Here is a 22,156-nt window from a genome sequence, read left to right on the forward strand (position 1 = left end):
AAAAAGAGGTATCTTTATGTATATAATCTTCGAAGTTTTTTAAGAGAGTTGATATAATAGAAACAAATAAATAAGGGGGCATTAAAATGAAGGCTATTATTTCATACGAAACACCTCTAGAACAAGCACATTTCACTGCAAAAAATGATGAAAAAAATATGTTTTATAAAGAAAATACAGAAGAATCTGTAGAAGGATCTCTTAGGTATGATGTACTAGACGCTGTTGGAGAATTTAAAGGACAACCTGGCTATATCGTTTGTAACAACATTTCTGTAACAGACGAAGGTCGCCCTGTATTTGAAAACCGTTTTAAAAACCGAGCAGGCCTTATTGAAAACGAACCCGGATTCCAAGCGATCCGCGTTCTACGCCCATTAAGTAACGATACATATGTCATCTTAACGATGTGGGAAACAGAGCAAAACTTTAAAGACTGGACAGAATCACGTTCATTCGAAAATGCTCATAAAAAACGTCCTGCCCAAGCAGAAGGAAAAACTCCGGCACATCCACATGCGGAACAGCAGAAAAGTATCTTCTCTCGTCCGTCATTTGTGACTACTTTTGATGTGTTAGTTTAGTTTTCGGAGTTTGGAGTTGGCGGTATGTGAAATTATATTGATCACAACTCAGCATATATCAGCGATTTTTCGAATATATCGACCGTAACTTACAATATATCGACGATTCGACAAAGAATATCGACTTATCGACAAATGACGACATAAAAAAAGAAACACCGTTACACGCCGGTGTTTCTTTTTTCTTTGTACCAATTATATATACAAAGCGCATCTTCTTTTTGCATATGCTTCACTTTGTAAGGATGCCCCGCTACTGATACGGTAGCTGTACATAGCTCGTCTTTCTTTTGAAAATACGATTGACTGTATCCGACTGCTTGCACATGCCTTCTTCGCATGATTCCTGTATATTTCGCGAGTCCTCGGTACACCATGACTAACTGATTGTCTCGTATCATATAACCACTACTTGTATACCGCGCGTATGCAAGTAACGTAAATATAATACATAGTGGTATGAGAGTGAATAACGCGATATTTTGTTTAAAATATATACTCGCACCTATGATTGGCACAGCGAGTACGGCACTTGTAATCCAGCCCATGATGACATAACGACGTAATGCTGCTTTCGGTAAATGAACGATTTCCGCTTCCATTTCATACGGCAACTGTAAATATGCGAGTAACTGCTGCACATCTTTTTTCTTCATAAAAGGATGTAACATCACTTCATTTCCTGCCGCTTCTATACTTTGAATGACTTCTACTTCGACAGAGCAATATCCGAAAGGCTGGCGGAGAATGCCTTCTTTCACCGTAATCGCTTGAATACGGTGTAATTTTAAAACAAACTCTTTCTTATCAAATAAACCTTGCACGATACGAACTTCATTTCCGTTTCGCTCAATTTTAAAGTTCGCATATTTTAATGCATAACCTGCTGTTGAAATGACCCACGAAACTGCCATTAAAATCGCCGCCATAACGATTAATTCATATACACCGTTATCCATCACATACGCTTCTACTTTATTGATAAGCCATTTTGGTAGAAATTGATTAAACTCTGTGTAAAGGATGACTAACATAGAAAACACTAATCCGAATCTACCAGATGTAATAGATGCTGCTAAAATCTCTTTCGTTGTTAACTGATATACCGTCTTACTTCCTTCTTCCGCAGGCGCTTCTTCACTCACAACACTTCTTTCTTTATGTAATAAAGCAATGAGTTCCTTCGCTTCATCTTCTCTAATACCCGCCAACATCACTTCTGGCTCAGTACCGCCGCCTGCCACTTCAATATTTAATTTCGTCAGTCCGAGCACTTGATAAATGATGTTAGAAGACGTACTAATATTTTGCACACGTTCTTTATTTAAGTAACTTTCTTTCTTAACGAACACACCATGCTTTATATGTAAAATATTACTTTCAACCCAGTACACTTTGAAATACCATTTTATAGCTGAGAAAATAGCCATAATGAAGAATATGGCCAAGAGAACAAGATGTAAGAGATACCAAGGTTTTACTTGGCCATCTGATCGAAATAAAACAAGCAAAATAAAAGGCAACAAAGTTGCAATTCGAATACCTAACAATATCGTAATCGGATGTTGCCTCTTATACATCCTCATCACTCACTTTCGCAAGTTCTCCAATTTGTCTTTTCAGCTGCTCTGCTTCTTCTTTCGTTAAACCTGGAATACTATGAGAAGTTGCTGCTGTTGAAATATGTAATTCTGCTAAATTATACTTTCTCATAATCGGTCCTTGTTCAATCGTAACGTGCTGCACACGCATCATCGGAATGAGTACGCGTTTTACAATGAACATTCCCTTTTGAATCTCAATCTCTTCTTCATTTAATCTGTAACTATAATAGCGCTGACGTAAATTTGGAAACACAAAATAATCAAGCGGGATAAATAAAATAGCGCCTGTTACTAACAAGCCAAACAACCAACCCCACCAATTAAAATTGATCATAAAAAAGAAATACGCAATTACGACTGCTAGTATAACTGCCGCCCCAATTAAAGCGTGAATTCGCCACACTTTCAGCATATTAGAATGAATCTCCCTTTCTAACGGCTGCATTTCATCACTCCAATTATATGAATTTATTACTTATATATTAGTTGGCATATACATATTTGTAAAATTATCCCGCGTTAACGGGCAGTAGAACTCCCCCAAAAATTTCAGCTGGAGCAAAGAAGTTAGAGGGACGATCAACTGCCCGTAAACGTCCGATTGGTTCAACTAATAATCAGTGGGGATGAGTCTCCCACTGATTAAAGTTTCACTTTATAGTTTTTTACATCGTATCGATTAGTTCTTTAAAATTCCCTTCATTAATGGAATGCACTTGAAACTGAATGTAATCTATCTCATTCGTATTTGGTTTAGCAAATGGCAAAATGTTAAATCTCGCCGCTGATCTTCCTAGCATATCTACAATCATAAGAGAAACGTCAATATATTCGAAGTCTACACGGAATACGACTGCTTCTCCCGTATATTCATACTCTTGAATCGCATCATAAGACTTATTCGCACTAATGAGCATCACTTTTAATAGTTGGTTCAAATTTTCTGGTTTAAAATTAATCATATACGTGGCTCCTTTCCCAACAAAACACTATAAAAATAGTGTAATCTTATACTTTCATAGCTTCACACATCAATTATATTAAAAATAAAGCTAGTTTTTTATAAATTTTTTGATATAATTACTTACGGGAAAAGGGAAGAATTTTGTCTTCCCTTGTGTTTTTATTTGCATCTAGTACTTTTGCTAGATGCCTTTTTTTATGCTAAAAAGGTATCCTCAAACACTTTGAGGATACCTTTCCATTAATTTAGTGCACTTCAACAATTGTACCATCTTCAAATACTTTAAATACGCCAGTAAATCCTGATCCAGCTGCGCCTTCTATTTTATATGTCGTACGCACTCTAATTTGATAATATTTCTTTCCATTCTCTACTTGCGTATTTTCTAGCGTATAATCATAGTCTTCTTTATATTCATTTTTAATATATTTTTTCGCTTTCTCAAAAGTAAATGCATCTTGAGTCTTTCCTGTCTCTACTTTTTGGTTCTTTTCTGTCGTTACCTTCTGGTTCTTTTCTGTTTCTACTTTTTGAGGCTTCTCTGCCGTTACCTTTTGGTTCTTTTCTACTTCTACCTTTTGAGGCTTCTCTGTCGTTAGCTTTTGGTTCTTTTCTGTCTCTACTTTTTGAGGCTTCTCTGTTGTTACCTTTTGATTCGTTGCTACATTAGTTTTTTCTGCCTTCGCTACCGTTGCATTCTTTTCTGCTTCACCAATTTTAGTAATTAATCCTGAAGCCTTTTTATTATATTCTTCAAGATTTTTGTTATCTTTTGTTTCTGAAACTAGCTTATTTAATATATCTTTCGCTTCTGCGTAATTTTTCTTATTTATTAACTCTTCACTTTTCACCAGTTGCTCGCTATACTTCTTTTTTTGTTCGACGATAGCTAATAATGCTGTTCGTTCTTCCTTCGCTTGTTTTACAAGCGTAGTATTTCCATTCTTCATGTTCTCTACTTTTTCAAATGACTTGATTGATTCTTCTACCTTTGTTTCTTCTTTTAACTTCACAGCTTCAATCATTACTTTCGTTTGTTCTACAAGCATCTTTGCATCTGAATCATCTTTTTTCTCATCTAGCGCTTTTTCAAATGATGATAAGGCATTTTTATACTCCTTATTCGTTAACGCGGTCTTTCCTTCATCCATTGCTTTGTCAAAATTCCCATTACTACATCCAGCTAACATTAAAAATGTAAGTCCAATTACCATTAATAACTTTTTCATTTTTTCTCCTCCTATATATCCCCTAAAACACTAGCTTTATATGTATAAAAGTCTGTGTAGTAATTAGACTGAAAGTAAAGATGTACTTTGTGTGTGGGAAAGGAAGTACATTTCATTTACTATCATTACTTAAAACTCCTAAATAGTTGGTAGTTGGTTTTCTTCTTCTTTTAAAGACAGAAAGGAATTTTAATAATGTGCGCAAAGTTCTCACCAGGCTCTTTACTACACACACTCTTATACACATAGAAAAACTATTTTTATTTTTTAAACTTCATATATCTTCTGACGATTCGATACGCACTTCATTTTGTAACATATCGAAAAACAAAAGAAAACAAACCGCAATATAAGTTACAGTTTGTAACTATTCTGTAACACAAATGTAACACAGGGTTTTTAAACATACAATAGTTTTTTTTACATTATTTTCCCCACTTTCTATATTTTAAAGCGTTAATCCGGTTCCAATCCTTAATGTAATACGTATTTTCATAACAATCGCGCTAAAAAAAGAATTTACATTTTTGATTAAATTGAAGGATATACCCCCTTAAAAAGAAAAAATACGCTATTCTTTCCTATGAACCTACAGGAGGAAAGAATAACGTATTTTTCAAAAATGAGTTCTTTTATACAAACGCTTTAGTTCTATATCACAATTAAAAGGGCAATCAACGCTAATATAGCTGGAAGCCCTTGTTTCACAATAATTGATTTATTAGATGTGAAACCGCCGAACAGAGCTGCTACTACTACACACATTACAAAGAATAATTGAACCATATAACCAATTGAATTGAAACCAAGTATAAGTCCCCAAATGAGACCAACGGCTAAAAATCCATTATATAAACCTTGGTTTGCAAACATAATGGCTACGTTTCGATCTCCTTCTAAATGCTCAGGTAATTTAAAAGCACGTTTTGCCACTTTTGAATTCATAAAAAACATTTCGAGGATCATGATAAATAAATGTTCTAATGCTACGATCCCGACTAAAATAACTGCGATTATTTCCACAGTATTGTGCCCCCTCTATCTTCGCTTTAACCTTATAGCTTATATACAATTCCGACATCGTCTGAATAACACGTTTTCGAAAATTCCTCCTTCTTACTTATTAAAATATTAATTGATATATCAATATTTGATGCATCAATTAATATACAACTGCTCTTTTAGTTTTGCAAGTTTTTTTGTTCAATTTGTTTTATCCTACTTTAATGGGCAGTAAGACCCCCATCTCAAAATTCAGCGAGAGCAAAGAATTTAGGTGGGGATCAACTGCCCATAAAAGTCCGATTAGTTCAACTAATAATCAGTGGGGATGAAGAAAACCCACACTGATTAAAGTTTCACTTTATTTTGTTCCATCATCTTTAAATCACTTCAAATCCTATGTTAACTCCCTAGAAACTATACTGTTTTTTAATAACTCCATAAAAGGAATCAGCTATATCGTCAAAATATATTATTCATTATTTTCACATAAAAAACAGCCCGCCTTCCGCAAAAGACGAGCATTCCACTTAATTTTCACTTATTCTCTTCTTATACCAATCCTGCATTCTCTCCGCATCCTCTACTCTCGTATGCTCTAATTTATAACTCGATGATGCACTGGAGAACTTATACGTACATAAATCCGCGCGGCGCTGGAAATAGGATTGCGTCTTCTCCATTGATTGGACGTGTCTTCTTCTGACAAGTCCGGTATATTTTCCGACGCTGCGATATACAAGTGTAATTTGCTCTCCATCTACACTGTAACCATTTGTTTTAAATGTTGCGTATCCAAGTGTAAAGATGAGGATCGCGAGCGGAATTAATGCCCACATAATGAAGTGCTTTTCAAAGTATATACTTATTCCAATAAGCGGGATAGCTATCATTGCGAAGAAGATGAAGCTATCAATGAGATAGCGGCGTAATGCTGCTTTTGGTAATGAAATAATATTTGTATTCAGTTCGTATGGTAGTTGTAAATGCGCGAGTAACTGTTGTACTCGGTCTTTTCGAATGATTGGATGCAGTGTAACTTTTTCTTTTTCATCATCCGTTCCCTTACTTTGAATAACTTCTACTTGCACAGCACAATAGCCGAATGGCTGACGTAAAATACTTTCTTTTATCGTAATCCCTTGAATACGATGTAACTTTAGGACAAGTTCTTTTTTCTCAAGTAATCCTTGTGAAATACGGACTTCGTCATTTCTTCGATTTACTGTGAAATCTCCATGTTTTAGCGCATACCCGATTGTAGATATAATCCACGAAAGGACAAGCAAAATAGCTACCATGAAAATCCAGCCATATATATCATGTTTCATTACATACGACTTTACGCTATTCTCTATCCATTTCGGAATATACTCATCTACTTGGTGATACACGAAAAAGATTAACCAGAATAATAGCCCAAACTGACCCGATGTAACAGAGGCTAATAAAATTTCCTTCCAAGTCAATTTATATTCTGTCGTTTGTTTTTCTTCTGTAACGATTTCTTTTTCTACTGTATTTTCTATTGCTTCGTCTATCGTTTCTTCTGCTTTCACTTCTGGAGTTGGCTCATTGAGTAAGGAAATAAGCTCCTTCGCCTCATCTTCCTTAATTCCAGCTAAGCTTACTTCCGCATCATCGCCTCCGCCAGCTGTTTCGATTTGAATTTTCTTTAAGCCAAGCATTTGATATAGCACGTTAGAACTTGTATTAATCGTTTGAACACGTTCTTTATTTAAGTAGCTCTCTTTCTTCACGAAAAGACCTTGTTTCACATGTAATACGTTATTTTCAACCCAATACGTTGTGTAATACCATTTTTCAAACGCTGAAAAAACGGTGAGTAAACCGAATGCAGCGGGAATTAAATACCAAAACGGAAATTTCCCGTTTAAACTAAACATGAAAATAATGAGTGGGATAAAGTCTGTTATTTTTAATTCTAATAACATCGTGATCGGATGCTGTCTCTTATACATCCTCATCACTCACTTTCGCTAATTCTGCGATTTTCGTTTTCAACATTTCTGCTTCATACATCGTTAAACCTGGAATGCTGTGAGAAGTTGCTGCTGTTGAAATGTGTAATTCTGCTAAACCGTATTTTCTCATAATCGGCCCTTGTTCAATCGTCACGTGCTGTACACGAATCATCGGTACTAATACGCGCTTTACGACGAAAAGACCGTGCTGAATTTCAAGTTCTTCTTCATTTAATTGATAACTGTAATAACGTTGGCGTAGTTGCGGGAATAAAAAGTACGAAAATGGTGCGAACACAACTGTTAGCCCAATCATCACATACAAAATCCACGCCCACCAATCAAACTTTATCATGAGGAAAAGGTAAGCTAACATGACAAGAATACCGATCCCTTCTTCAATTACAGCACGAACTTTCCACACCTTGACCATGTCAGGGTGAATTTCATTTTTCAATGGCTCCATGTAACCACTCCAAATCTAGTAATCTAATATATGAATACTCTCAATCTATATTTTACATAACTTTACATAAAATTGAAATTTTATTATTTATCCTCTTTCTTCTCAGGAATAAAATACCCGAACCAAAGTAGCCAAATGAAACCGATTAACTTCATCCAATTTCCATCCGCTTGAAAAGCTTCTATCATGCCTGGAATTTTATACACCCCAATAAACCCAAGAAAACCGAGCCACCAGTTTTTTTGCATTTTCATCTTTACTCCTCCTTCATGACGTTTTTCACATTCCGAATCCAAATTTCTTTATACTTTAACTGGAATCCCATGAGCATGTAGTTGCTCATATTATCTATCACGAGCGCTAACGTATGAGCATTTTCTTCCGTTGCCTGTTGTGACACAACGTCAAGTTCCACACCTTTCTTCAATAAATCATGGAAACCATTTAAAAACTCTTCTTGTATTTCAAATAAGCGTTTCTGATACTTTTCATTTCGCGCCGCAGTTACGATAAATTCATTTATAACGCGCAGTACTCCTTCTTGTCCTTCATACTCAGAGAGCATATGTAAACCATCTGTGATTAACTTTTCTGCAAAATTTTCTTTCGTATATTGCTCTTTATCAAAATAACTCACGAAATGATACCCAGAAAAAATTTCTTCAAATAAAAAGTCCACTAACGCTTCTTTAGAAGAAAAATGATAATAAATAGCCGGTTTTGAAATACCTACCTCTTTCGCAATCATGGAAAGGCTCATCTTCTCAATGCCGTGCTCTGCCATAAGTTTAAATGACGCCTCTACAATGTTTTGCGATGTTTGTAAATTCTTTGTCATACTGTACCTCACTTATTTTTACTTACCGGTCGGTAAATAAATTGTAAAATAAAAAATAATCATTTGCAAGTTTGATTCAAACCTGTATATTACTTTTTCAATCTACATTACGGATCTAGGATCATATTCCTTAATAATGACTACAATAATCTTGAATCCAGTTAAACTACAAAAAGCACCTTTGTGAGTGCTTCTTGTAATTTAATATTTAGGCCCCATATAATCATAGCTTTGGTCCAGCGCTTTTAATAAATCAATCGCACCCTTTAACTCTCTTTTATCAGACTCTAATTCTTCCATTCTTCTTTCGATATCTTTTTTAAAAGATTCTAAATCGCTAATGGCTTTTTTTCCTACCCCAAGTTGAGACCAGCTTGATAAGAGTAAATTATGTACATTACTTACAACCCTTTTATTATGGTTTAAATCTTGAATCATCTGGTCAAATTGTTGTAAAGCTTGGCTCAATACTTCTTCATTTAAGTAAATTCTCGGCATCCTAATCTTCTCCCTTAATATTGTTGATCCGTCTTCTTATAATCATCGGCTTTCTTCTCAATAAACTCTGAAATTTCCGTCGCTGTTCGTATGTACCAAAAACTTAAATGCTCTACATGTGCGCGTATATTATTTACTTTAGCTTCTACCCGTCTACTTTCAGCCGTTTCTAATAATGTCATCATATTAGAAATTAACCTTGGTACTCTATCTTGAAATTCTTGTGCGTTTCGCTTCATATCTCTTACGGCTTTTTCCAAATTCTCTACAACTACACGAATCTCTCCCCCACCTAATAACTTACCAGGTGAATCATATACTCTTTCTCCTGTATCTAAATTCAAAAGATAGGAACTTGATAAATTTCCATCTTTACCTATCTTGAAATACTTATCATTTTGATAATGAAATCCAGGCTTATCTTTTACGGAGTCCAAAAAGCGATTAGCTTCAAACAATAATCTTTGTTCCAATGGTAATTTAGAAAGGTCTTCTTTCGTAACAGGTGGTGTAACAGCATAAGTTGAACCTATATGACCATCATATGGACCAAAAGGACCATAACCGATTGAATCTGATCCGTGAACAATCGAAACAATTCTACCTCTAAATTCTCCATTATTAGCTCTTTCTTGTAAATCAGGCGGTAACAAATGTTTTGCACTTGGCGCATTCCATGACATACATCTTACATTGTCATTAGATGCCGCTGCATATTCCGCTAAAGCTCCCCCTAATGAATGACCCGTCGTATATATCTCTACATCATCCCTGCCCTTATATGTATCCGTTACTTGTTTCATGACCCTTTCAGCTTGTTCAAATTGATTATGTGTTTCCCAGCGCTGATTCTCTTCATTCCAATATTTCTTTGAACCTTCATTCTCAGTCCCTGCTACTGGAGGTGCGGCTGGTTCATGAACACCTTCTCGTAATACAAAATGATTTGTATCCGTTTTTAAATCCTTCATGCCTTCCCCTGGTTTCATCGGAATGCCTAAAGAGTTTTTCTCTATAATTTTATCCCCTTCTGTTCCTCGGAAAGCTACCATAACTTGCTTTTTCCCATCGACATCTCGTTCAAAGACTACTGCGTCCATTCCGGTTTGTTTGTCGTGGAATGTTTCTCCCTTTTCCCATGTTTGTAAACTTCGACCATCTTTATTGGTAATAACAACTTCTTCATCAATATCTTTATCAGATTTATACGCAGTGTCTGCTAATTGATAGAAAGTAGAATCTAAAACTTCATTTTTATTACTCAAAACATTTCCCTCCTACAACATTTGATATATTCTTATAATTAAGATAACATTTATGGAGGATAAATATGGATATTACTATTAAAAAATTTAGTTTTTGTTTATTATTTATACTTATTTTAAGTACTTTAGGAGGATGTACTATGGATCAAAAAAACAATGAAGAAAAAGTAGTAAAAGAAGCAAAAGCGACAACCATTACATACTTTAAGGAAAAGCAAGATTTGGACGTAGTAATTACTGGGCATGAGTTTGGTCCTAAAGACCTACAATCCATTTATATCTCTGGGCATGTCAAAGATGATAAAGACAAAACATTTAATATAACTATTCAATATAGCGGAGATAAATACACGATAGGTTCAATTTCTAAAAGTAAAAGTTTAAAATTAAAATACTAACTTCCCATAATTTTCATCTAAATCATTCCTATATGCTCCCAAGGATTTTTAAATAGTTTTTATAAACGGACATGTTAAAGATAACAAAAATAAGATTTTTTCTATGGACGAAGAATATGATGGAGGAGAATATCATATAAGTTCTATGTCTCACTCCAAAAATTTAGAGCTTAAAAACTAATAATCTGGGCACTTTAGAGTGGCTTTTCTTTATACTTCACCACACAATGTTCAGTGAAGATAAAAATTTATTGTAGAGGAATATAACGCACTATTAACGGAGTGATTATTCGTGAAAAAACATGCTATAAGATTATTCTTTATCTTTACACTTATCCTTTTAGGTGGATGCAGTATGAATAATAAAACAAATGAAGAAAAAGAAATAGTAACAAAGGCAGAAGAGGTAACGATTAAATATTTTAAAGAAACAGAGGACTTAGATGTAACAATCACTGATCATAAATTTGGACCAAAAGATTTTCAAACTATCTCTATATCAGGCTATGTGACTAATGATAAAACGAAAGAATTTACTGCTTCAGTTGAATACGCTAATAATTATCATATCGGCGCTATTTCGACCACCAAAAATTTAGAGCTTAAAAACTAATAATCTGGGCACTTTAGAGTGACTTTTCTTTATACTTCACCACACAATGTTCAGTGAAAATAAAAATTTATTGTAGAGGAATATAACGCACTATTAACGGAGTGATTATTCGTGAAAAAACATAGTATAAGGTTATTCTTTATCTTTACACTTATCCTTTTAGGTGGATGTACGATAGATCAAAAGAATGAGGAACAACAAATCATTAATAAAGCTAAAGAAGAAACTATTAAATACTTCAAGGAGGAGGAAAACGTAGATGTAACTATTACTAAACATAAATTCACTCCAAATGATCTGCAAACAATTTTTATATCTGGTTATGTAACGGATGACAAAAACAAAGAATTTAGTGTTGCAGTTGAATACGCTAATAACTATCATATCAGTACCATTTCAACCACGAAAAATTTTGAACTAAAACACGATTAGTTAACGATTCGTTTTATATTATTTCTTTATAAAAAATAATATAAAGAAATTTAAGGAGATACATATGGATCAATCAAAAAAGAAAAGGGTTATAATTTTAATCATTTTAGCAATTATATTTTTAGCCATAGATTGTACTACATCCTTTATTCACGATAGAAATATAACAAAAGAAAAAGCTGCTACAGCTGCCATAGAACATATTAAGAAAAAAGAAAATATTGATGTTATAGTGACTAAAGTTGATATCAGGCCTGCCGTTAGTGGTGGTATGATTCGAGTTTCTGGTCATATAAAAGACCAGAAACACAGAAAATTCTTTGTTTCAATTAGTAAACGGCAAAATTATTCAGTTGTTGGATGGGGATTAGATCATCTAGAGTCATAATTACCTTATTACATGTCAACTACCTCCACCACTAATTTCAGCCTAAAACGCTAAAAAGACAATCCGAATTATACCTTCTTCTTTTGAAGCATTAATCATTTAAACAAAAAAGCATCCTAAATCACACATTTAGGATGCTTTCTTTTTAATCCTTATTCAATAATCGCATACGATAACAATTCATCGTTACTTCTCCAAGTCGTTGCAGTAATTGATAGTTTGCATATGCGCCGACTGGGGCACCGATTATTGGTACGAGCTGAAGCATTTTTGCTAAATCGATATAGTCTCGGTACTCTGTTTGGAACTTTTCCCAGTCCATATGATTTTCTTCTGCTGTATCCCACGTTTCGATTGCTTTCCATATTTCTTTTCGGTGTTCATCACTTGAAAAGGCAAGCTGGAAAACGTGAAGGATAAAAAGGCGCTCTTCTTTATCGCTCGTATCAAATCCGTACAATGTTGCTGCATCGAATAAAAATTTAATTTTAATACCGAGTAGAAGCGGAAAGTCAGCAAGGCCAAGGAGAATACCGCCTGCTCCCGTCCCTGCTCCTTCTGCCGCTGCTATTTTTTTGTACTCATCCATTTTTTTACGTACTTCATCGTCTCGTCTTTGCAATGACCAGTTCGTCTCTTTTAATTTCGGCTTTATAAAGTTTGATCCGGCGCTAATCGTTTGCACCATCATCCGAATCGTTTCCGTTAATACTTTTTGTACTTTCGCCGGAATAAGCTGTTGTACTTTCGTCTGCACTTTCTTTGAGAACCGTGTCATCATAGAAGAATCTTTCATGAATGTAGCTTTCCACTGCTCCAGTTCTTTTATAACCTTTTCTTCATATGTAATCATAGGTTCATTCCCTTCAATTTAAACGCTCAATACGTTTTGCCCCGTATTGGTAAACGAAACCGATACTAAATACTATGCTTACGACTAATAAAATTCCCGTCATTATGAAATCTTTCGTCGCAAGTGCAAATATGATTGTAAAGATAATACTACCTGTAATAAGAATTGCATTTAATAAAGCAAGGAAATCTTTCTTCTTCTCTTCTCCGCCTACTGGGTACAAATCAAGCCAAATTTTCATGCGGTGATGTTTCCATAAAGTTAATAGCTGATAACCGATTAAGTATAGGAAGATAAGGCTTACGATAAATCGTCCATATAAAAACGGAATGAAGTAAAGAATAACTCCTCCAAGAACGAGCAGGCGTACATATAAGCCGAAATAGTTACCAGATCTTAAGAAAGTTCTCGTATATAAGTATAAATATGTACGCTTTTCGCCGATCATTGAAAGAATAAAATCAAGCCATTTTCTACGTGCTACTCTCTCTTTTAATGCTGGTACATCAACGAACATATTCGCGATGCGGTACAGCAGCATCATCTTCTTACCTTCTTCAGAAATTAAATACTCCCAGTTTAGTGGTTTTCCCTTCACCATTTGATACATAATCGCAAGGTATAACACCATGAGAAGGACGATTCCACCAATAAACATAACGGAAGTACGTTCTACAAGGAAATACACAAATAAGGCGTTTAAAATAAAGCGAATGAACCAATCGGCTCTTTGTATATTTTGATCTGTTAAAAATGACTTTTCCCACGCTACAAATAAATTCCACGCTTTTACAATGATAAACGCGATTACAACCCATATGTAAGCCGCTCCTGTTTGCTTCATTTGCTGGAAGTATAACGGAGCAAGCGCTGCCGCTACAATTGCGATTATGTACAACTGAATCATAAACGTAAAAAGAAACGCCTTTGTAAAATATGGTTTTAACTTTTCTTCAACTGGCAGTAAGTAAACGAGATCCGCTTCTTTTAATAACGTTTGAATAGATCCGGCCGTTAATACGAATCCAAGTAACACTGCCATAACGAGCGCAGTCGGAAACGAAGGTGTTAACGTTTGTAACCATTGCTGGTAATAATACGCTCCTGCGCCGATGATGAATACGAAAATAAATTTTAAATGATCATTAAATACGTATTTACTATATGTACGAACTTCTTGTAGAAAGTGACGAAATCGTTCTTTCCATAACGCTGTGCTATTCATAATCTTCTTCCTTCGTTAATGCAATATAAATATCATCTAGCGTTGCACCTGGCATATGAAACTGTGATTGCAGCTCAGATAATGTTCCCTTCGCTCTTACTTCGCCTTGATGCAAAATTATGAACGAATCACAATAACGCTCTGCCGTCGCTAAAATATGTGTACTCATTAAAATACCTGCACCGCTCTTTTTCATTTGATCCATCATTTGAAGGAGTGATTGAATCGCTAACGGATCAAGCCCAACGAACGGTTCGTCCACAATGTAAAGAGATGGCTCCACTAAAAATGCACTCATAATCATTACTTTTTGTTTCATCCCTTTTGAGAAATGAGACGGAAACCATTTCAAACGATTTTTCATACGAAATTCTTGTAATAATTGTCCTACACGTTCTTCATATTGTTTTTCATCAACGCCGTAAGCCATCGCTGTTAACTTCAAATGTTCTTCTAGCGTTAGCTCATCATATAATACTGGTGTTTCTGGGATGAACGAAAAACTAGAACGGTACGCTGTCATATCATCACGAATTGTTTTCCCATTAATTGTGACAGTTCCTTTTTTCGGTTCCATTAAACCGATAATATGTTTAATCGTCGTACTTTTACCCGCTCCATTTAAACCGATTAAGCCGACAAGTTCGCCTTTATTCACAGAGAACGAAACATCTTTTAATACAGGTCGTTTCGTATATCCTCCTGTAACATTTTCTACACGCAATAACTCGCTCATACGACACCACTTTCTTCATTTATATTCGTTCTATATTTATCTTACCAAAAATTACGCTGTACTACATAGTATCGATGTGTTCAAAAAAAATTTAAATTTGTTCGCATATATTATTACGAAAGCGGACATCATAATTATTGAAGAAGGAACACATTGAAAAAGCGACCACCTATTGATGAGTACAACAACATAGTGAAGTCATCATGAAATGGGGTGTCCATGTTGGACAAAGAAATTTACACATAACCAGATCATTTGTTTCATTTTCGAAACGGGGTGTCTCTGAAAGAGCATATACTGTTTTAAAAAATAAACAATTTCATTTTATAAAAGATTGCAATTCATTTCACTTGAAAATGGGGTGTCTACGGCAGAAACTTTAGCCGATTTACCGTGCATTTCTTAAATAAATGAGGTGTCTGCGAAACGTAAATTACGATAATGCTTTTTCAATCCCTCTTCAGAAAACAGGAAGCTGAGTCAGCTTCCTGTTTTTCGTGTTTGTTCTCTTATGTAATTATGGTAAAATACGGCTAAGGATATTTGAAAGGATGAGATCAATGAATCATACAGCGGACAATTGTATTTTTTGTAAAATTATTGATGGGCAAATCCCTTGCTCAAAGGTATACGAAGATGAACATGTGCTTGCATTTTTAGATATTAGTCAAGTAACAAAAGGACATACTCTTGTTATTCCAAAAGTTCACAAACAAGACATTTTTGCGTTAACGCCAGAAATCGCATCACACATTTTTTCTGTCGTTCCAAAAATCGCAAATGCGATTAAAGCAGAGTTTAATCCAGTTGGCTTTAACCTACTTAACAACAACGGTGAAAAAGCTGGACAAACTGTGTTCCACTTCCACCTTCATTTAATTCCACGCTACGGTGAAAACGATGGTTTCGGTGCTGTTTGGAAATCACATCAAAATGAATACACAATGGAAAATTTACAAAACATCGCAAGTACAATTGCAAATAGCGTGAAATAGTGACACTATAATAAGTAGTCATACATAACAAGCCACTTTCCTAAAGTGATTAAATATGGCACGGCTTGTTTCTCCACTTAAGATGCCAGGGACTGCACACTTTCCTTTCCCTCGTCTTAAAGATATGCATATTTTTTCACATCATGAATACGAACAAAAAATAAGGAGGTCTCCTTTTATGTCAAAAGCTAAATCCTTTATTACAGGTGTCATTTGCGGCGGAGCAGTTGCTGGACTAGCTGTTCTTTTCTCAACTCCTTCTTCTGGCAAAGACATGCGCGGTAAGTTAAAAGAAAAAGGAAATGATATTAAAAAGACTTTAGCTGATATTACAGCTGATACAAAATTATTAAAACGTCAAATCGTTGAAACTGCTTCAGAAGGTAAAGAAGTGTTCCAAGAATTAAAAGACGACATGCACGATACACTTTCTAACTGGAAGCAAGATATTTCTCAAAACAAACGACATATTGAGCAAGAGATTTTGGACATTCAAAAATCAATTGAGAAACTACAAGAAGCTGTTCCGGAAAAAGCGTAAACAAATTCCTGCTTAGTTTTTTGCATATAACAAATATTTTTTATATAAATTGACCTTAACACGGCATATCACATAGATATGCCGTGTTTTTATGCATTTACAATATATGTTATCACTTAACATGTATGGACAACACATGTATTCACGACTTATAAACCGCTTCCATAGTTATGCATGATTTGTATAGAATGTCATTTTTTTAAAAAATTTTCACAATTCTCACAAAAAGACTTTATTAATTTTTATTTTACTGGCATAATAGATAGTAATGAAAAAGAATGTTAAAGTGGGTGAGTATATGAAAAGTGGAGAAAAAGATTACTCGGTAAAAGAAGCGATGATTTTCAGCCAACGCATTGCTCAATTATCGAAAGCGTTATGGAAATGTGTAGAGAAAGATTGGCAGATGTGGATTAAACCTTATGATTTAAACATTAATGAGCATCATATTTTAACAATCGCTTATCATTTAAAAGGGGCTTCTATTTCTGAGATTGCTAAGTTTGGAGTTATGCACGTATCAACTGCGTTTAACTTCTCGAAAAAGTTGGAAGAACGTGGCTATCTTGTATTCTCGAAAAAAGAAGATGATAAACGAAATACGTACATTGAAATTACAGACAAAGGGGAAGAATTACTACTTCGCTTAATGGAGGAGTATGACCCTGAAAATAATTCAGTGTTTAATGGGGCTCTTGCACTTCGTAATTTTTATGGGAAGTTCCCAGAAAATATCGAACTGATTGCTATCTTGCGTAACATTTACGGACAAGACTTCATCGATATTTTTGAGAAATCATTAGAAGATATTGAAGAGAACTTTACAGAATCCGATCAAAAGTTAGTTAAGAAGTAATCTATTTACTTTTTCGCAATCATGCTTAAGAATTCATTCATAAGCGGTTTGAATAAACCTTGTTTTGCTAGCGCTTCCGCAGTTTCGTGTACTTCGAGCTGATGTGGAAGCGCTTTTTCAAATTGATCTAACAGCGCATCGAACAAAAGAAGTCCTTCTGCTTTCTCCGCTACATATTGTTCGTTCAGCTTTTCACAAAGATGTAGTATACGTTCAACATCTTTTTTACGAGCTTTTTTCTTTATGATCAAAGAATAAAATGGACACTTTTCTTCATCAATCATTTTAAATAGTAGGTCTACGTAGTATTCAGCTTGTTCTAATCTTCTAACAACGTCCATTTTCTCCCTCACTTTCTAACACAAAGTCTTCTATTTCTGAATTTTATAACACGAACAAAATATCGTATGATACAATATATAAAGTATATGTATTTTAGCCAAAAGGAGGTCTCGCCTCATGACACTTATAACAGTTGTTTTTGTCGCATTCGCACTTCTTGTTATATTTTACACGAATTTCATGACACATACACTGTGTGAACGAAAACAAATATCTGCGAGCCGCCAACCCGGTGTCTTTCGGGTTATTAATGTATGTATAACAATTTTATTAATTTCTAGTTATATAGAAATTATATTTCATGGAAAGTGAGGAAGGAAAGCCCCTTCCTCACTTTTTTCCTCTATAAGCAAATTATACCTACTATAACCAATAAAATAAACAGTACAAGTAATAAAATAAGTTGAGAATTCATCCCCATCCCCTCCTCTATTCTGTATATGCGGCATACGCCCAATATGGTACACCTTCAAAATCTGACACGTACTGGTTAATTTTTCTTTATCAATATGAAAACACGTCGAAATATGATATATTAAATTTTGTACATATTGCTTATACTATGAAATAAATGACACGCATCTTAACTTTATCCTAAAGCCTCGGTAAGCCCTGTTAAGCGCGCTTTACCAACAAAAAAGCAAAAGTATCAGTGAGACTTAATCGGGCTCTGATGAACTAAAATTCATTGGTATAGGATAAATTAAAAATACATAATAGTAGGAGTGTTTATCGAATGAAGAAAGCTATGCTTGCCTTAGCCGCAACAAGTGTAATCGCATTATCAGCATGTGGAACATCATCATCAGACAAAATCGTTACATCTAAAGCTGGTGACATTACAAAAGAAGAATTCTACGAGCAAATGAAGACACAAGCTGGTAAACAAGTACTAAATAACATGGTTATGGAAAAAGTACTTATTAAAAACTACAAAGTTGAAGACAAAGAAGTAGACAAAAAGTTCGATGAAATGAAAAAACAATACGGTGATCAATTCGATACACTATTAAAACAACAAGGTATTAAAGAAGAAACGTTAAAAACTGGTGTGCGTGCTCAATTAGCGCAAGAAAAAGCTATTGAGAAAACAATCACTGATAAAGAATTGAAAGATAACTACAAGCCTGAAATTAAAGCAAGCCACATTCTTGTAAAAGATGAAGCAACTGCGAAAAAGGTAAAAGAAGAACTTGGACAAGGTAAATCTTTCGAAGAGTTAGCAAAACAATACTCTGAAGATACTGGTTCAAAAGAAAAAGGTGGAGACTTAGGATTCTTCGGACCTGGCAAAATGGTTAAAGAATTCGAAGAGGCTGCTTATAAACTGAAAAAAGATGAAGTAAGCGAACCTGTGAAATCACAATTCGGTTACCATATCATTAAAGTAACAGACATTAAAGAGCCAGAAAAATCATTCGAACAATCTAAAGCTGACATCAAAAAAGAAATCGTTCAAAAGAAAGCACAAGATGGCGAATTCATGAACGACCTTATGATGAAAGAAATCAAAAAAGCTGACGTAAAAGTTGACGATAAAGATTTGAAAGATCTTTTCAAAGAGCAAAAAGCTGACGCTAAGAAAGACGAAAAGAAATAATGAAGAGCTCGGGATTAGCCCGAGCTTTTTTATTTTCCCTCTTTTGCGGTACGTTACGTCCGGATTCGATAAATGAAATTATATAGTTGGTCCTTTGAATAAATTATATCAGCGATTTTTCAATTATATCGACTTACCGACAATAACCGCGAACCCCTCTTAAAACACAAAAAAACCATGATCCACGTAGCATGGAACCAAGGTTTATCTTATTATCATTGATTAAATTAAAAAACTATGTTAAATTAGTACAGAAACACATTTTATAAAATACAAAGAACGTATTTATCCGTATCTTAATTGTACACCAAAACACATCTTCAGTCAACCCCTATTTTTCACTTTTAAAGGAGTGCTTACCGTATGAACAAAAAACTTGATTTAGAGCAAAAACGATTGGATACCGTAATAGAAACGATTACGGAGCAAATTGATAAACTGGAAAACGAAACTGGCAGACGCCGGGCAGAAGTAATCAATATTCGTAAACACTTTTGGGATGATGTGAAAGTGAACACGGATACTTTTGATGATTATCTGGAAACAGTTATCAACTTAAGGCAACAAGCTCAGTCACTAGCTGTCACACAAATTACTCATAAGCACACCTTTAATCGACTTGCCGCATTAAGACGCATGCATAAAGCACCTTATTTCGGAAGAATTGATTTTAAAGAAGAAGGAGAATCTGCTGCGGAGCAAATTTATATCGGTGTAGCCACGCTTACTGATGCAAGCGGAGAAAACTTTCTTATATATGACTGGCGCGCACCCATTTCAAGTGTGTACTACGATTATCCACCAGGACCAGCTGAATACAGTACACCAGGAGGCGTAATTCACGGCAATGTGGAGAAAAAATTACAATACATTATTCAAAATGGCGAGATTGATTCTATGTTCGATACGAGCCTTACAATTGGTGATGAGATCTTGCAACAAGCGCTCGGAAAAGGTACAAACAAACATATGCAAAGTATCGTCGCTACAATTCAGCGCGAACAAAATGAAATTATTCGTCACGATGAAGGCCGACTTCTTATCGTGCAAGGAGCTGCTGGTAGCGGTAAAACGTCAGCTGCCCTGCAACGAATCGCCTACTTACTATATAAATATCGCGAATGGCTAAAAGCGGATCAAATTATTCTCTTCTCCCCTAACTCTATGTTCAATAGCTACGTATCTAACGTACTACCTGAACTCGGCGAAGAAAATATGCAGCAAGTGACATTCCAAGAATATTTAAACCATAGACTAAGCAAGTCATTTTATGTTGAAGATCCTTATGAGCAATTAGAATATATGCTAACTGAAACGAATAGCCCTACCTATAAAACGAGAAATGCGAGCATCCGATTTAAGGCATCTACTCAATTTTTCGAGATGATTCGAGCGTACAGACAATCTCTTGAATCTTCAGGCATGCTATTTAGAGGAATGAAATTTAAAGGAAAGCTAATTGTTTCTGCTAAAGAAATTACAGAGCAATTTTACAATACCGACTCCTCCCTCCGTTTCCATAATCGAATTGAAAAGTTAACGGATTGGCTAAATAAACAAATAGATGAAATTGAAAAAACAGAACTGAAAAAGCCTTGGGTAGAAGAGGAAATTGAATTACTTAGTAAAGATGAATATCAAAAGGCTTATAAATATTTACAGAAAAAAGGTGAGTTCGACGACAACTCCTTTAACGATTTTGAGAAAGAAGCGAAAGTACTTGGACGTATGATTGTCCGTAAAAAATTGAAACCACTTCGCAAAGGTGTTCAAACATTGCGCTTTATCAATTTCACAGGCATATATAAACAACTTTTCACAGATGCATCATGGGTTATGGGAGAAAAACCGAAAGAATGGGATGACATTTGCTCCTTAACGGTGAACATGCTCGATGAAGGAAAGTTATATTACGAGGATGCGACTCCATTTTTACTTTTAAAAGAATTAATTGAAGGCTTCCAAACGAACAGATCGATTAAACACGTACTCGTTGACGAAGCGCAAGATTATTCACCGTTCCAGTTCGAGTTTTTAAAACGTCTCTTCCCTGCTGCGAGAATGACGGTACTCGGAGACTTTAACCAAGCGATATTTGCCCATGCGAGTGAAACAGTGAATTTCGATACACTTACGAATTTATACGGGCCAGACGAAACAAACGGCATTAACTTAACTCGTAGCTATCGCTCAACAAAACCAATCATTGAATTTACACGTGCTCTCGTACCGGAAGGCAAGAACATTCACGCCTTTGAACGTGACGGTGAGAAACCTACAGTGACGAAAGTATCAAATGATAGCGAACTGCACAAACATATTACTGCCAAAGTTGCTGAACTACAAAAAGAGCAGCACAATACGATCGCAATTATATGTAAATCTGCAGCCGAAAGTGCCGCTGCTTACGAAGCGCTTAATCATATCGAGAATATTAAACTCGTGAAGAGTAACTCAGCCGAGTATGAGCAAGGCATCGTCGTGATCCCTGCTTACTTAGCGAAAGGTATCGAATTTGATGCTGTTATTATTTACGATGCTTCTAAAGATGTATACAGCGATGAGAGCGTTCGTAGATTGTTCTATACTGCTTGTACACGCGCGATGCATGAATTGCAACTTTATAGCGTTGGCGAGGTTAGTCCTTTTATACTTGGGGCTGATGCGGAGAGTTTTGAGCTTATAATGAAAACACCTTGATAATTGAAGTGAACCCCGAAAACGGGACACATATTAAAACAC

At 35.2% G+C, this 22,156-nt stretch carries 26 protein-coding genes; 11 read left to right on the forward strand and 15 right to left on the reverse strand.

Annotated features, from left to right (window positions below; genetic code table 11):
- The first annotated feature begins 86 nt into the window (after nt 1-86).
- Entirely contained in the window at nt 87-584 is a 498-nt protein-coding gene (gene hmoB / locus ACTFRS_RS18870; protein WP_139868830.1) for a heme-degrading monooxygenase HmoB, read from the forward strand.
- 161 nt (nt 585-745) lie between these two features.
- On the opposite strand, the gene ACTFRS_RS18875 is transcribed toward hmoB, so the two are convergent.
- The 11 genes from ACTFRS_RS18875 to ACTFRS_RS18925 all read right to left on the reverse strand — a co-directional run bounded on the left by ACTFRS_RS18875 (nt 746) and on the right by ACTFRS_RS18925 (nt 10,435).
- On the reverse strand, nt 746-2,164 hold the full coding sequence (locus ACTFRS_RS18875; RefSeq protein ID WP_439195346.1) for a PH domain-containing protein: 1,419 nt from the start codon (nt 2,162-2,164) through the stop codon (nt 746-748).
- Entirely contained in the window at nt 2,157-2,633 is a 477-nt protein-coding gene (locus tag ACTFRS_RS18880; RefSeq protein WP_139868834.1) for a PH domain-containing protein, read from the reverse strand. Before ACTFRS_RS18880 ends, ACTFRS_RS18875 begins: the two co-directional genes overlap by 8 nt.
- Before the next feature lie 220 nt (nt 2,634-2,853).
- The gene (locus ACTFRS_RS18885; RefSeq protein ID WP_242294688.1) at nt 2,854-3,150 is read right to left on the reverse strand and encodes a protoporphyrinogen oxidase; all 297 of its coding nucleotides are present in this window, start codon (nt 3,148-3,150) and stop codon (nt 2,854-2,856) included.
- A gap of 247 nt (nt 3,151-3,397) precedes the next feature.
- Nucleotides 3,398-4,381, reverse strand: coding sequence for a hypothetical protein (locus ACTFRS_RS18890; protein ID WP_440023426.1), 984 nt, complete (start codon nt 4,379-4,381; stop codon nt 3,398-3,400).
- Nucleotides 4,382-5,032: 651 nt separating this feature from the next.
- Nucleotides 5,033-5,404, reverse strand: a complete 372-nt coding sequence (locus tag ACTFRS_RS18895; RefSeq protein WP_139868840.1) for a DUF1304 domain-containing protein — start codon at nt 5,402-5,404, stop codon at nt 5,033-5,035.
- 509 nt (nt 5,405-5,913) lie between these two features.
- Nucleotides 5,914-7,365 (reverse strand): PH domain-containing protein, encoded by a 1,452-nt coding sequence (locus ACTFRS_RS18900; protein WP_242294426.1) that lies wholly within the window; start codon nt 7,363-7,365, stop codon nt 5,914-5,916.
- Nucleotides 7,358-7,834, reverse strand: a complete 477-nt coding sequence (locus ACTFRS_RS18905) for a PH domain-containing protein (protein ID WP_440023423.1) — start codon at nt 7,832-7,834, stop codon at nt 7,358-7,360. The genes ACTFRS_RS18900 and ACTFRS_RS18905 overlap by 8 nt, the downstream gene beginning before the upstream one ends.
- A gap of 83 nt (nt 7,835-7,917) precedes the next feature.
- Nucleotides 7,918-8,088 carry a hypothetical protein gene (locus tag ACTFRS_RS18910; protein WP_176364518.1) on the reverse strand — a complete coding sequence of 57 codons (171 nt, stop codon included), beginning with the start codon at nt 8,086-8,088 and terminating at the stop codon, nt 7,918-7,920.
- 2 nt (nt 8,089-8,090) lie between these two features.
- Nucleotides 8,091-8,672 carry a TetR/AcrR family transcriptional regulator gene (locus tag ACTFRS_RS18915; RefSeq protein ID WP_139868844.1) on the reverse strand — a complete coding sequence of 194 codons (582 nt, stop codon included), beginning with the start codon at nt 8,670-8,672 and terminating at the stop codon, nt 8,091-8,093.
- 201 nt (nt 8,673-8,873) lie between these two features.
- Nucleotides 8,874-9,170: a hypothetical protein gene (locus tag ACTFRS_RS18920; RefSeq protein WP_001137439.1), complete on the reverse strand. Its 297-nt coding sequence runs from the start codon at nt 9,168-9,170 to the stop codon at nt 8,874-8,876.
- Between the two features lie 14 nt (nt 9,171-9,184).
- Nucleotides 9,185-10,435, reverse strand: a complete 1,251-nt coding sequence (locus tag ACTFRS_RS18925; RefSeq protein WP_440023422.1) for a lipase family protein — start codon at nt 10,433-10,435, stop codon at nt 9,185-9,187.
- Nucleotides 10,436-10,575: 140 nt separating this feature from the next.
- Between ACTFRS_RS18925 and ACTFRS_RS18930 the strand changes: the two genes are divergently transcribed.
- From ACTFRS_RS18930 to ACTFRS_RS18945, 4 genes are all read left to right on the forward strand, one after another.
- Nucleotides 10,576-10,833, forward strand: a complete 258-nt coding sequence (locus tag ACTFRS_RS18930; protein WP_000372301.1) for a hypothetical protein — start codon at nt 10,576-10,578, stop codon at nt 10,831-10,833.
- 355 nt (nt 10,834-11,188) lie between these two features.
- Entirely contained in the window at nt 11,189-11,446 is a 258-nt protein-coding gene (locus ACTFRS_RS18935) for a DUF1433 domain-containing protein (protein ID WP_440023420.1), read from the forward strand.
- Nucleotides 11,447-11,557: 111 nt separating this feature from the next.
- On the forward strand, nt 11,558-11,878 hold the full coding sequence (locus ACTFRS_RS18940; RefSeq protein WP_440023418.1) for a DUF1433 domain-containing protein: 321 nt from the start codon (nt 11,558-11,560) through the stop codon (nt 11,876-11,878).
- A gap of 64 nt (nt 11,879-11,942) precedes the next feature.
- The gene (locus tag ACTFRS_RS18945) at nt 11,943-12,266 is read left to right on the forward strand and encodes a hypothetical protein (RefSeq protein WP_440023417.1); all 324 of its coding nucleotides are present in this window, start codon (nt 11,943-11,945) and stop codon (nt 12,264-12,266) included.
- Between the two features lie 145 nt (nt 12,267-12,411).
- On the opposite strand, the gene ecsC is transcribed toward ACTFRS_RS18945, so the two are convergent.
- From ecsC to ecsA, 3 genes are read right to left on the reverse strand one after another with little or no spacing between them, the layout of a single operon-like run.
- Nucleotides 12,412-13,119, reverse strand: coding sequence for an ecs operon protein EcsC (gene ecsC, locus ACTFRS_RS18950; RefSeq protein ID WP_113742585.1), 708 nt, complete (start codon nt 13,117-13,119; stop codon nt 12,412-12,414).
- A 13-nt stretch (nt 13,120-13,132) separates the two neighbouring features.
- Nucleotides 13,133-14,344, reverse strand: coding sequence for an ABC transporter permease EcsB (gene ecsB, locus ACTFRS_RS18955; protein WP_139868848.1), 1,212 nt, complete (start codon nt 14,342-14,344; stop codon nt 13,133-13,135).
- Nucleotides 14,337-15,080 carry an ABC transporter ATP-binding protein EcsA gene (ecsA, locus tag ACTFRS_RS18960; protein ID WP_001292602.1) on the reverse strand — a complete coding sequence of 248 codons (744 nt, stop codon included), beginning with the start codon at nt 15,078-15,080 and terminating at the stop codon, nt 14,337-14,339. Before ecsA ends, ecsB begins: the two co-directional genes overlap by 8 nt.
- Nucleotides 15,081-15,640: 560 nt before the next feature.
- Here ecsA and ACTFRS_RS18965 point away from each other — a divergent pair.
- The 3 genes from ACTFRS_RS18965 (at nt 15,641) to ACTFRS_RS18975 (ending at nt 17,472) form a co-directional block, all read left to right on the forward strand.
- Entirely contained in the window at nt 15,641-16,075 is a 435-nt protein-coding gene (locus ACTFRS_RS18965; RefSeq protein ID WP_001016840.1) for an HIT family protein, read from the forward strand.
- 178 nt (nt 16,076-16,253) lie between these two features.
- Nucleotides 16,254-16,616 carry a YtxH domain-containing protein gene (locus ACTFRS_RS18970; RefSeq protein ID WP_000030301.1) on the forward strand — a complete coding sequence of 121 codons (363 nt, stop codon included), beginning with the start codon at nt 16,254-16,256 and terminating at the stop codon, nt 16,614-16,616.
- A 298-nt stretch (nt 16,617-16,914) separates the two neighbouring features.
- Nucleotides 16,915-17,472 (forward strand): HTH-type transcriptional regulator Hpr, encoded by a 558-nt coding sequence (locus tag ACTFRS_RS18975; RefSeq protein WP_000834918.1) that lies wholly within the window; start codon nt 16,915-16,917, stop codon nt 17,470-17,472.
- Between the two features lie 5 nt (nt 17,473-17,477).
- Here the strand turns inward: ACTFRS_RS18975 and ACTFRS_RS18980 are convergent, their stop codons facing one another.
- Nucleotides 17,478-17,813, reverse strand: a complete 336-nt coding sequence (locus tag ACTFRS_RS18980; RefSeq protein WP_000383660.1) for a DUF1878 family protein — start codon at nt 17,811-17,813, stop codon at nt 17,478-17,480.
- Nucleotides 17,814-17,931: 118 nt separating this feature from the next.
- Here ACTFRS_RS18980 and ACTFRS_RS18985 point away from each other — a divergent pair, with 118 nt between their 5' ends.
- The 3 genes from ACTFRS_RS18985 (at nt 17,932) to helD (ending at nt 22,114) form a co-directional block, all read left to right on the forward strand.
- Nucleotides 17,932-18,126, forward strand: a complete 195-nt coding sequence (locus tag ACTFRS_RS18985; RefSeq protein ID WP_000172692.1) for a hypothetical protein — start codon at nt 17,932-17,934, stop codon at nt 18,124-18,126.
- 424 nt (nt 18,127-18,550) lie between these two features.
- Nucleotides 18,551-19,414 (forward strand): peptidylprolyl isomerase PrsA, encoded by an 864-nt coding sequence (gene prsA / locus ACTFRS_RS18990; RefSeq protein WP_000710071.1) that lies wholly within the window; start codon nt 18,551-18,553, stop codon nt 19,412-19,414.
- A 363-nt stretch (nt 19,415-19,777) separates the two neighbouring features.
- The gene (helD, locus tag ACTFRS_RS18995) at nt 19,778-22,114 is read left to right on the forward strand and encodes an RNA polymerase recycling motor HelD (protein ID WP_440023415.1); all 2,337 of its coding nucleotides are present in this window, start codon (nt 19,778-19,780) and stop codon (nt 22,112-22,114) included.
- Nucleotides 22,115-22,156: the final 42 nt, after the last annotated feature.

It is taken from the genome of Bacillus cereus group sp. MYBK139-1 (genome assembly GCF_051916915.1).
Taxonomy (GTDB): domain Bacteria; phylum Bacillota; class Bacilli; order Bacillales; family Bacillaceae_G; genus Bacillus_A; species Bacillus_A pacificus.

Excerpts from the sequence above, each read along its gene's own strand:
- ACTFRS_RS18975 (WP_000834918.1), top strand. The coding sequence starts at position 16,915 with ATGAAAAGTGGAGAAAAAGATTACTCGGTAAAAGAAGCGATGATTTTC.
- ACTFRS_RS18930 (WP_000372301.1), top strand. The coding sequence starts at position 10,576 with ATGGATCAAAAAAACAATGAAGAAAAAGTAGTAAAAGAAGCAAAAGCG.
- ACTFRS_RS18900 (WP_242294426.1), bottom strand. The coding sequence starts at position 7,365 with ATGTATAAGAGACAGCATCCGATCACGATGTTATTAGAATTAAAAATA.
- ACTFRS_RS18945 (WP_440023417.1), top strand. The coding sequence starts at position 11,943 with ATGGATCAATCAAAAAAGAAAAGGGTTATAATTTTAATCATTTTAGCA.
- ACTFRS_RS18980 (WP_000383660.1), bottom strand. The coding sequence starts at position 17,813 with ATGGACGTTGTTAGAAGATTAGAACAAGCTGAATACTACGTAGACCTA.
- ecsC (WP_113742585.1), bottom strand. The coding sequence starts at position 13,119 with ATGATTACATATGAAGAAAAGGTTATAAAAGAACTGGAGCAGTGGAAA.
- ACTFRS_RS18875 (WP_439195346.1), bottom strand. The coding sequence starts at position 2,164 with ATGTATAAGAGGCAACATCCGATTACGATATTGTTAGGTATTCGAATT.
- ACTFRS_RS18880 (WP_139868834.1), bottom strand. The coding sequence starts at position 2,633 with ATGCAGCCGTTAGAAAGGGAGATTCATTCTAATATGCTGAAAGTGTGG.
- ACTFRS_RS18985 (WP_000172692.1), top strand. The coding sequence starts at position 17,932 with ATGACACTTATAACAGTTGTTTTTGTCGCATTCGCACTTCTTGTTATA.
- ACTFRS_RS18920 (WP_001137439.1), bottom strand. The coding sequence starts at position 9,170 with ATGCCGAGAATTTACTTAAATGAAGAAGTATTGAGCCAAGCTTTACAA.
- ACTFRS_RS18965 (WP_001016840.1), top strand. The coding sequence starts at position 15,641 with ATGAATCATACAGCGGACAATTGTATTTTTTGTAAAATTATTGATGGG.
- helD (WP_440023415.1), top strand. The coding sequence starts at position 19,778 with ATGAACAAAAAACTTGATTTAGAGCAAAAACGATTGGATACCGTAATA.
- ecsA (WP_001292602.1), bottom strand. The coding sequence starts at position 15,080 with ATGAGCGAGTTATTGCGTGTAGAAAATGTTACAGGAGGATATACGAAA.
- prsA (WP_000710071.1), top strand. The coding sequence starts at position 18,551 with ATGAAGAAAGCTATGCTTGCCTTAGCCGCAACAAGTGTAATCGCATTA.
- ACTFRS_RS18885 (WP_242294688.1), bottom strand. The coding sequence starts at position 3,150 with ATGATTAATTTTAAACCAGAAAATTTGAACCAACTATTAAAAGTGATG.
- ACTFRS_RS18890 (WP_440023426.1), bottom strand. The coding sequence starts at position 4,381 with ATGAAAAAGTTATTAATGGTAATTGGACTTACATTTTTAATGTTAGCT.
- hmoB (WP_139868830.1), top strand. The coding sequence starts at position 87 with ATGAAGGCTATTATTTCATACGAAACACCTCTAGAACAAGCACATTTC.
- ACTFRS_RS18935 (WP_440023420.1), top strand. The coding sequence starts at position 11,189 with ATGAATAATAAAACAAATGAAGAAAAAGAAATAGTAACAAAGGCAGAA.
- ACTFRS_RS18970 (WP_000030301.1), top strand. The coding sequence starts at position 16,254 with ATGTCAAAAGCTAAATCCTTTATTACAGGTGTCATTTGCGGCGGAGCA.
- ecsB (WP_139868848.1), bottom strand. The coding sequence starts at position 14,344 with ATGAATAGCACAGCGTTATGGAAAGAACGATTTCGTCACTTTCTACAA.
- ACTFRS_RS18915 (WP_139868844.1), bottom strand. The coding sequence starts at position 8,672 with ATGACAAAGAATTTACAAACATCGCAAAACATTGTAGAGGCGTCATTT.
- ACTFRS_RS18910 (WP_176364518.1), bottom strand. The coding sequence starts at position 8,088 with ATGAAAATGCAAAAAAACTGGTGGCTCGGTTTTCTTGGGTTTATTGGG.
- ACTFRS_RS18905 (WP_440023423.1), bottom strand. The coding sequence starts at position 7,834 with ATGGAGCCATTGAAAAATGAAATTCACCCTGACATGGTCAAGGTGTGG.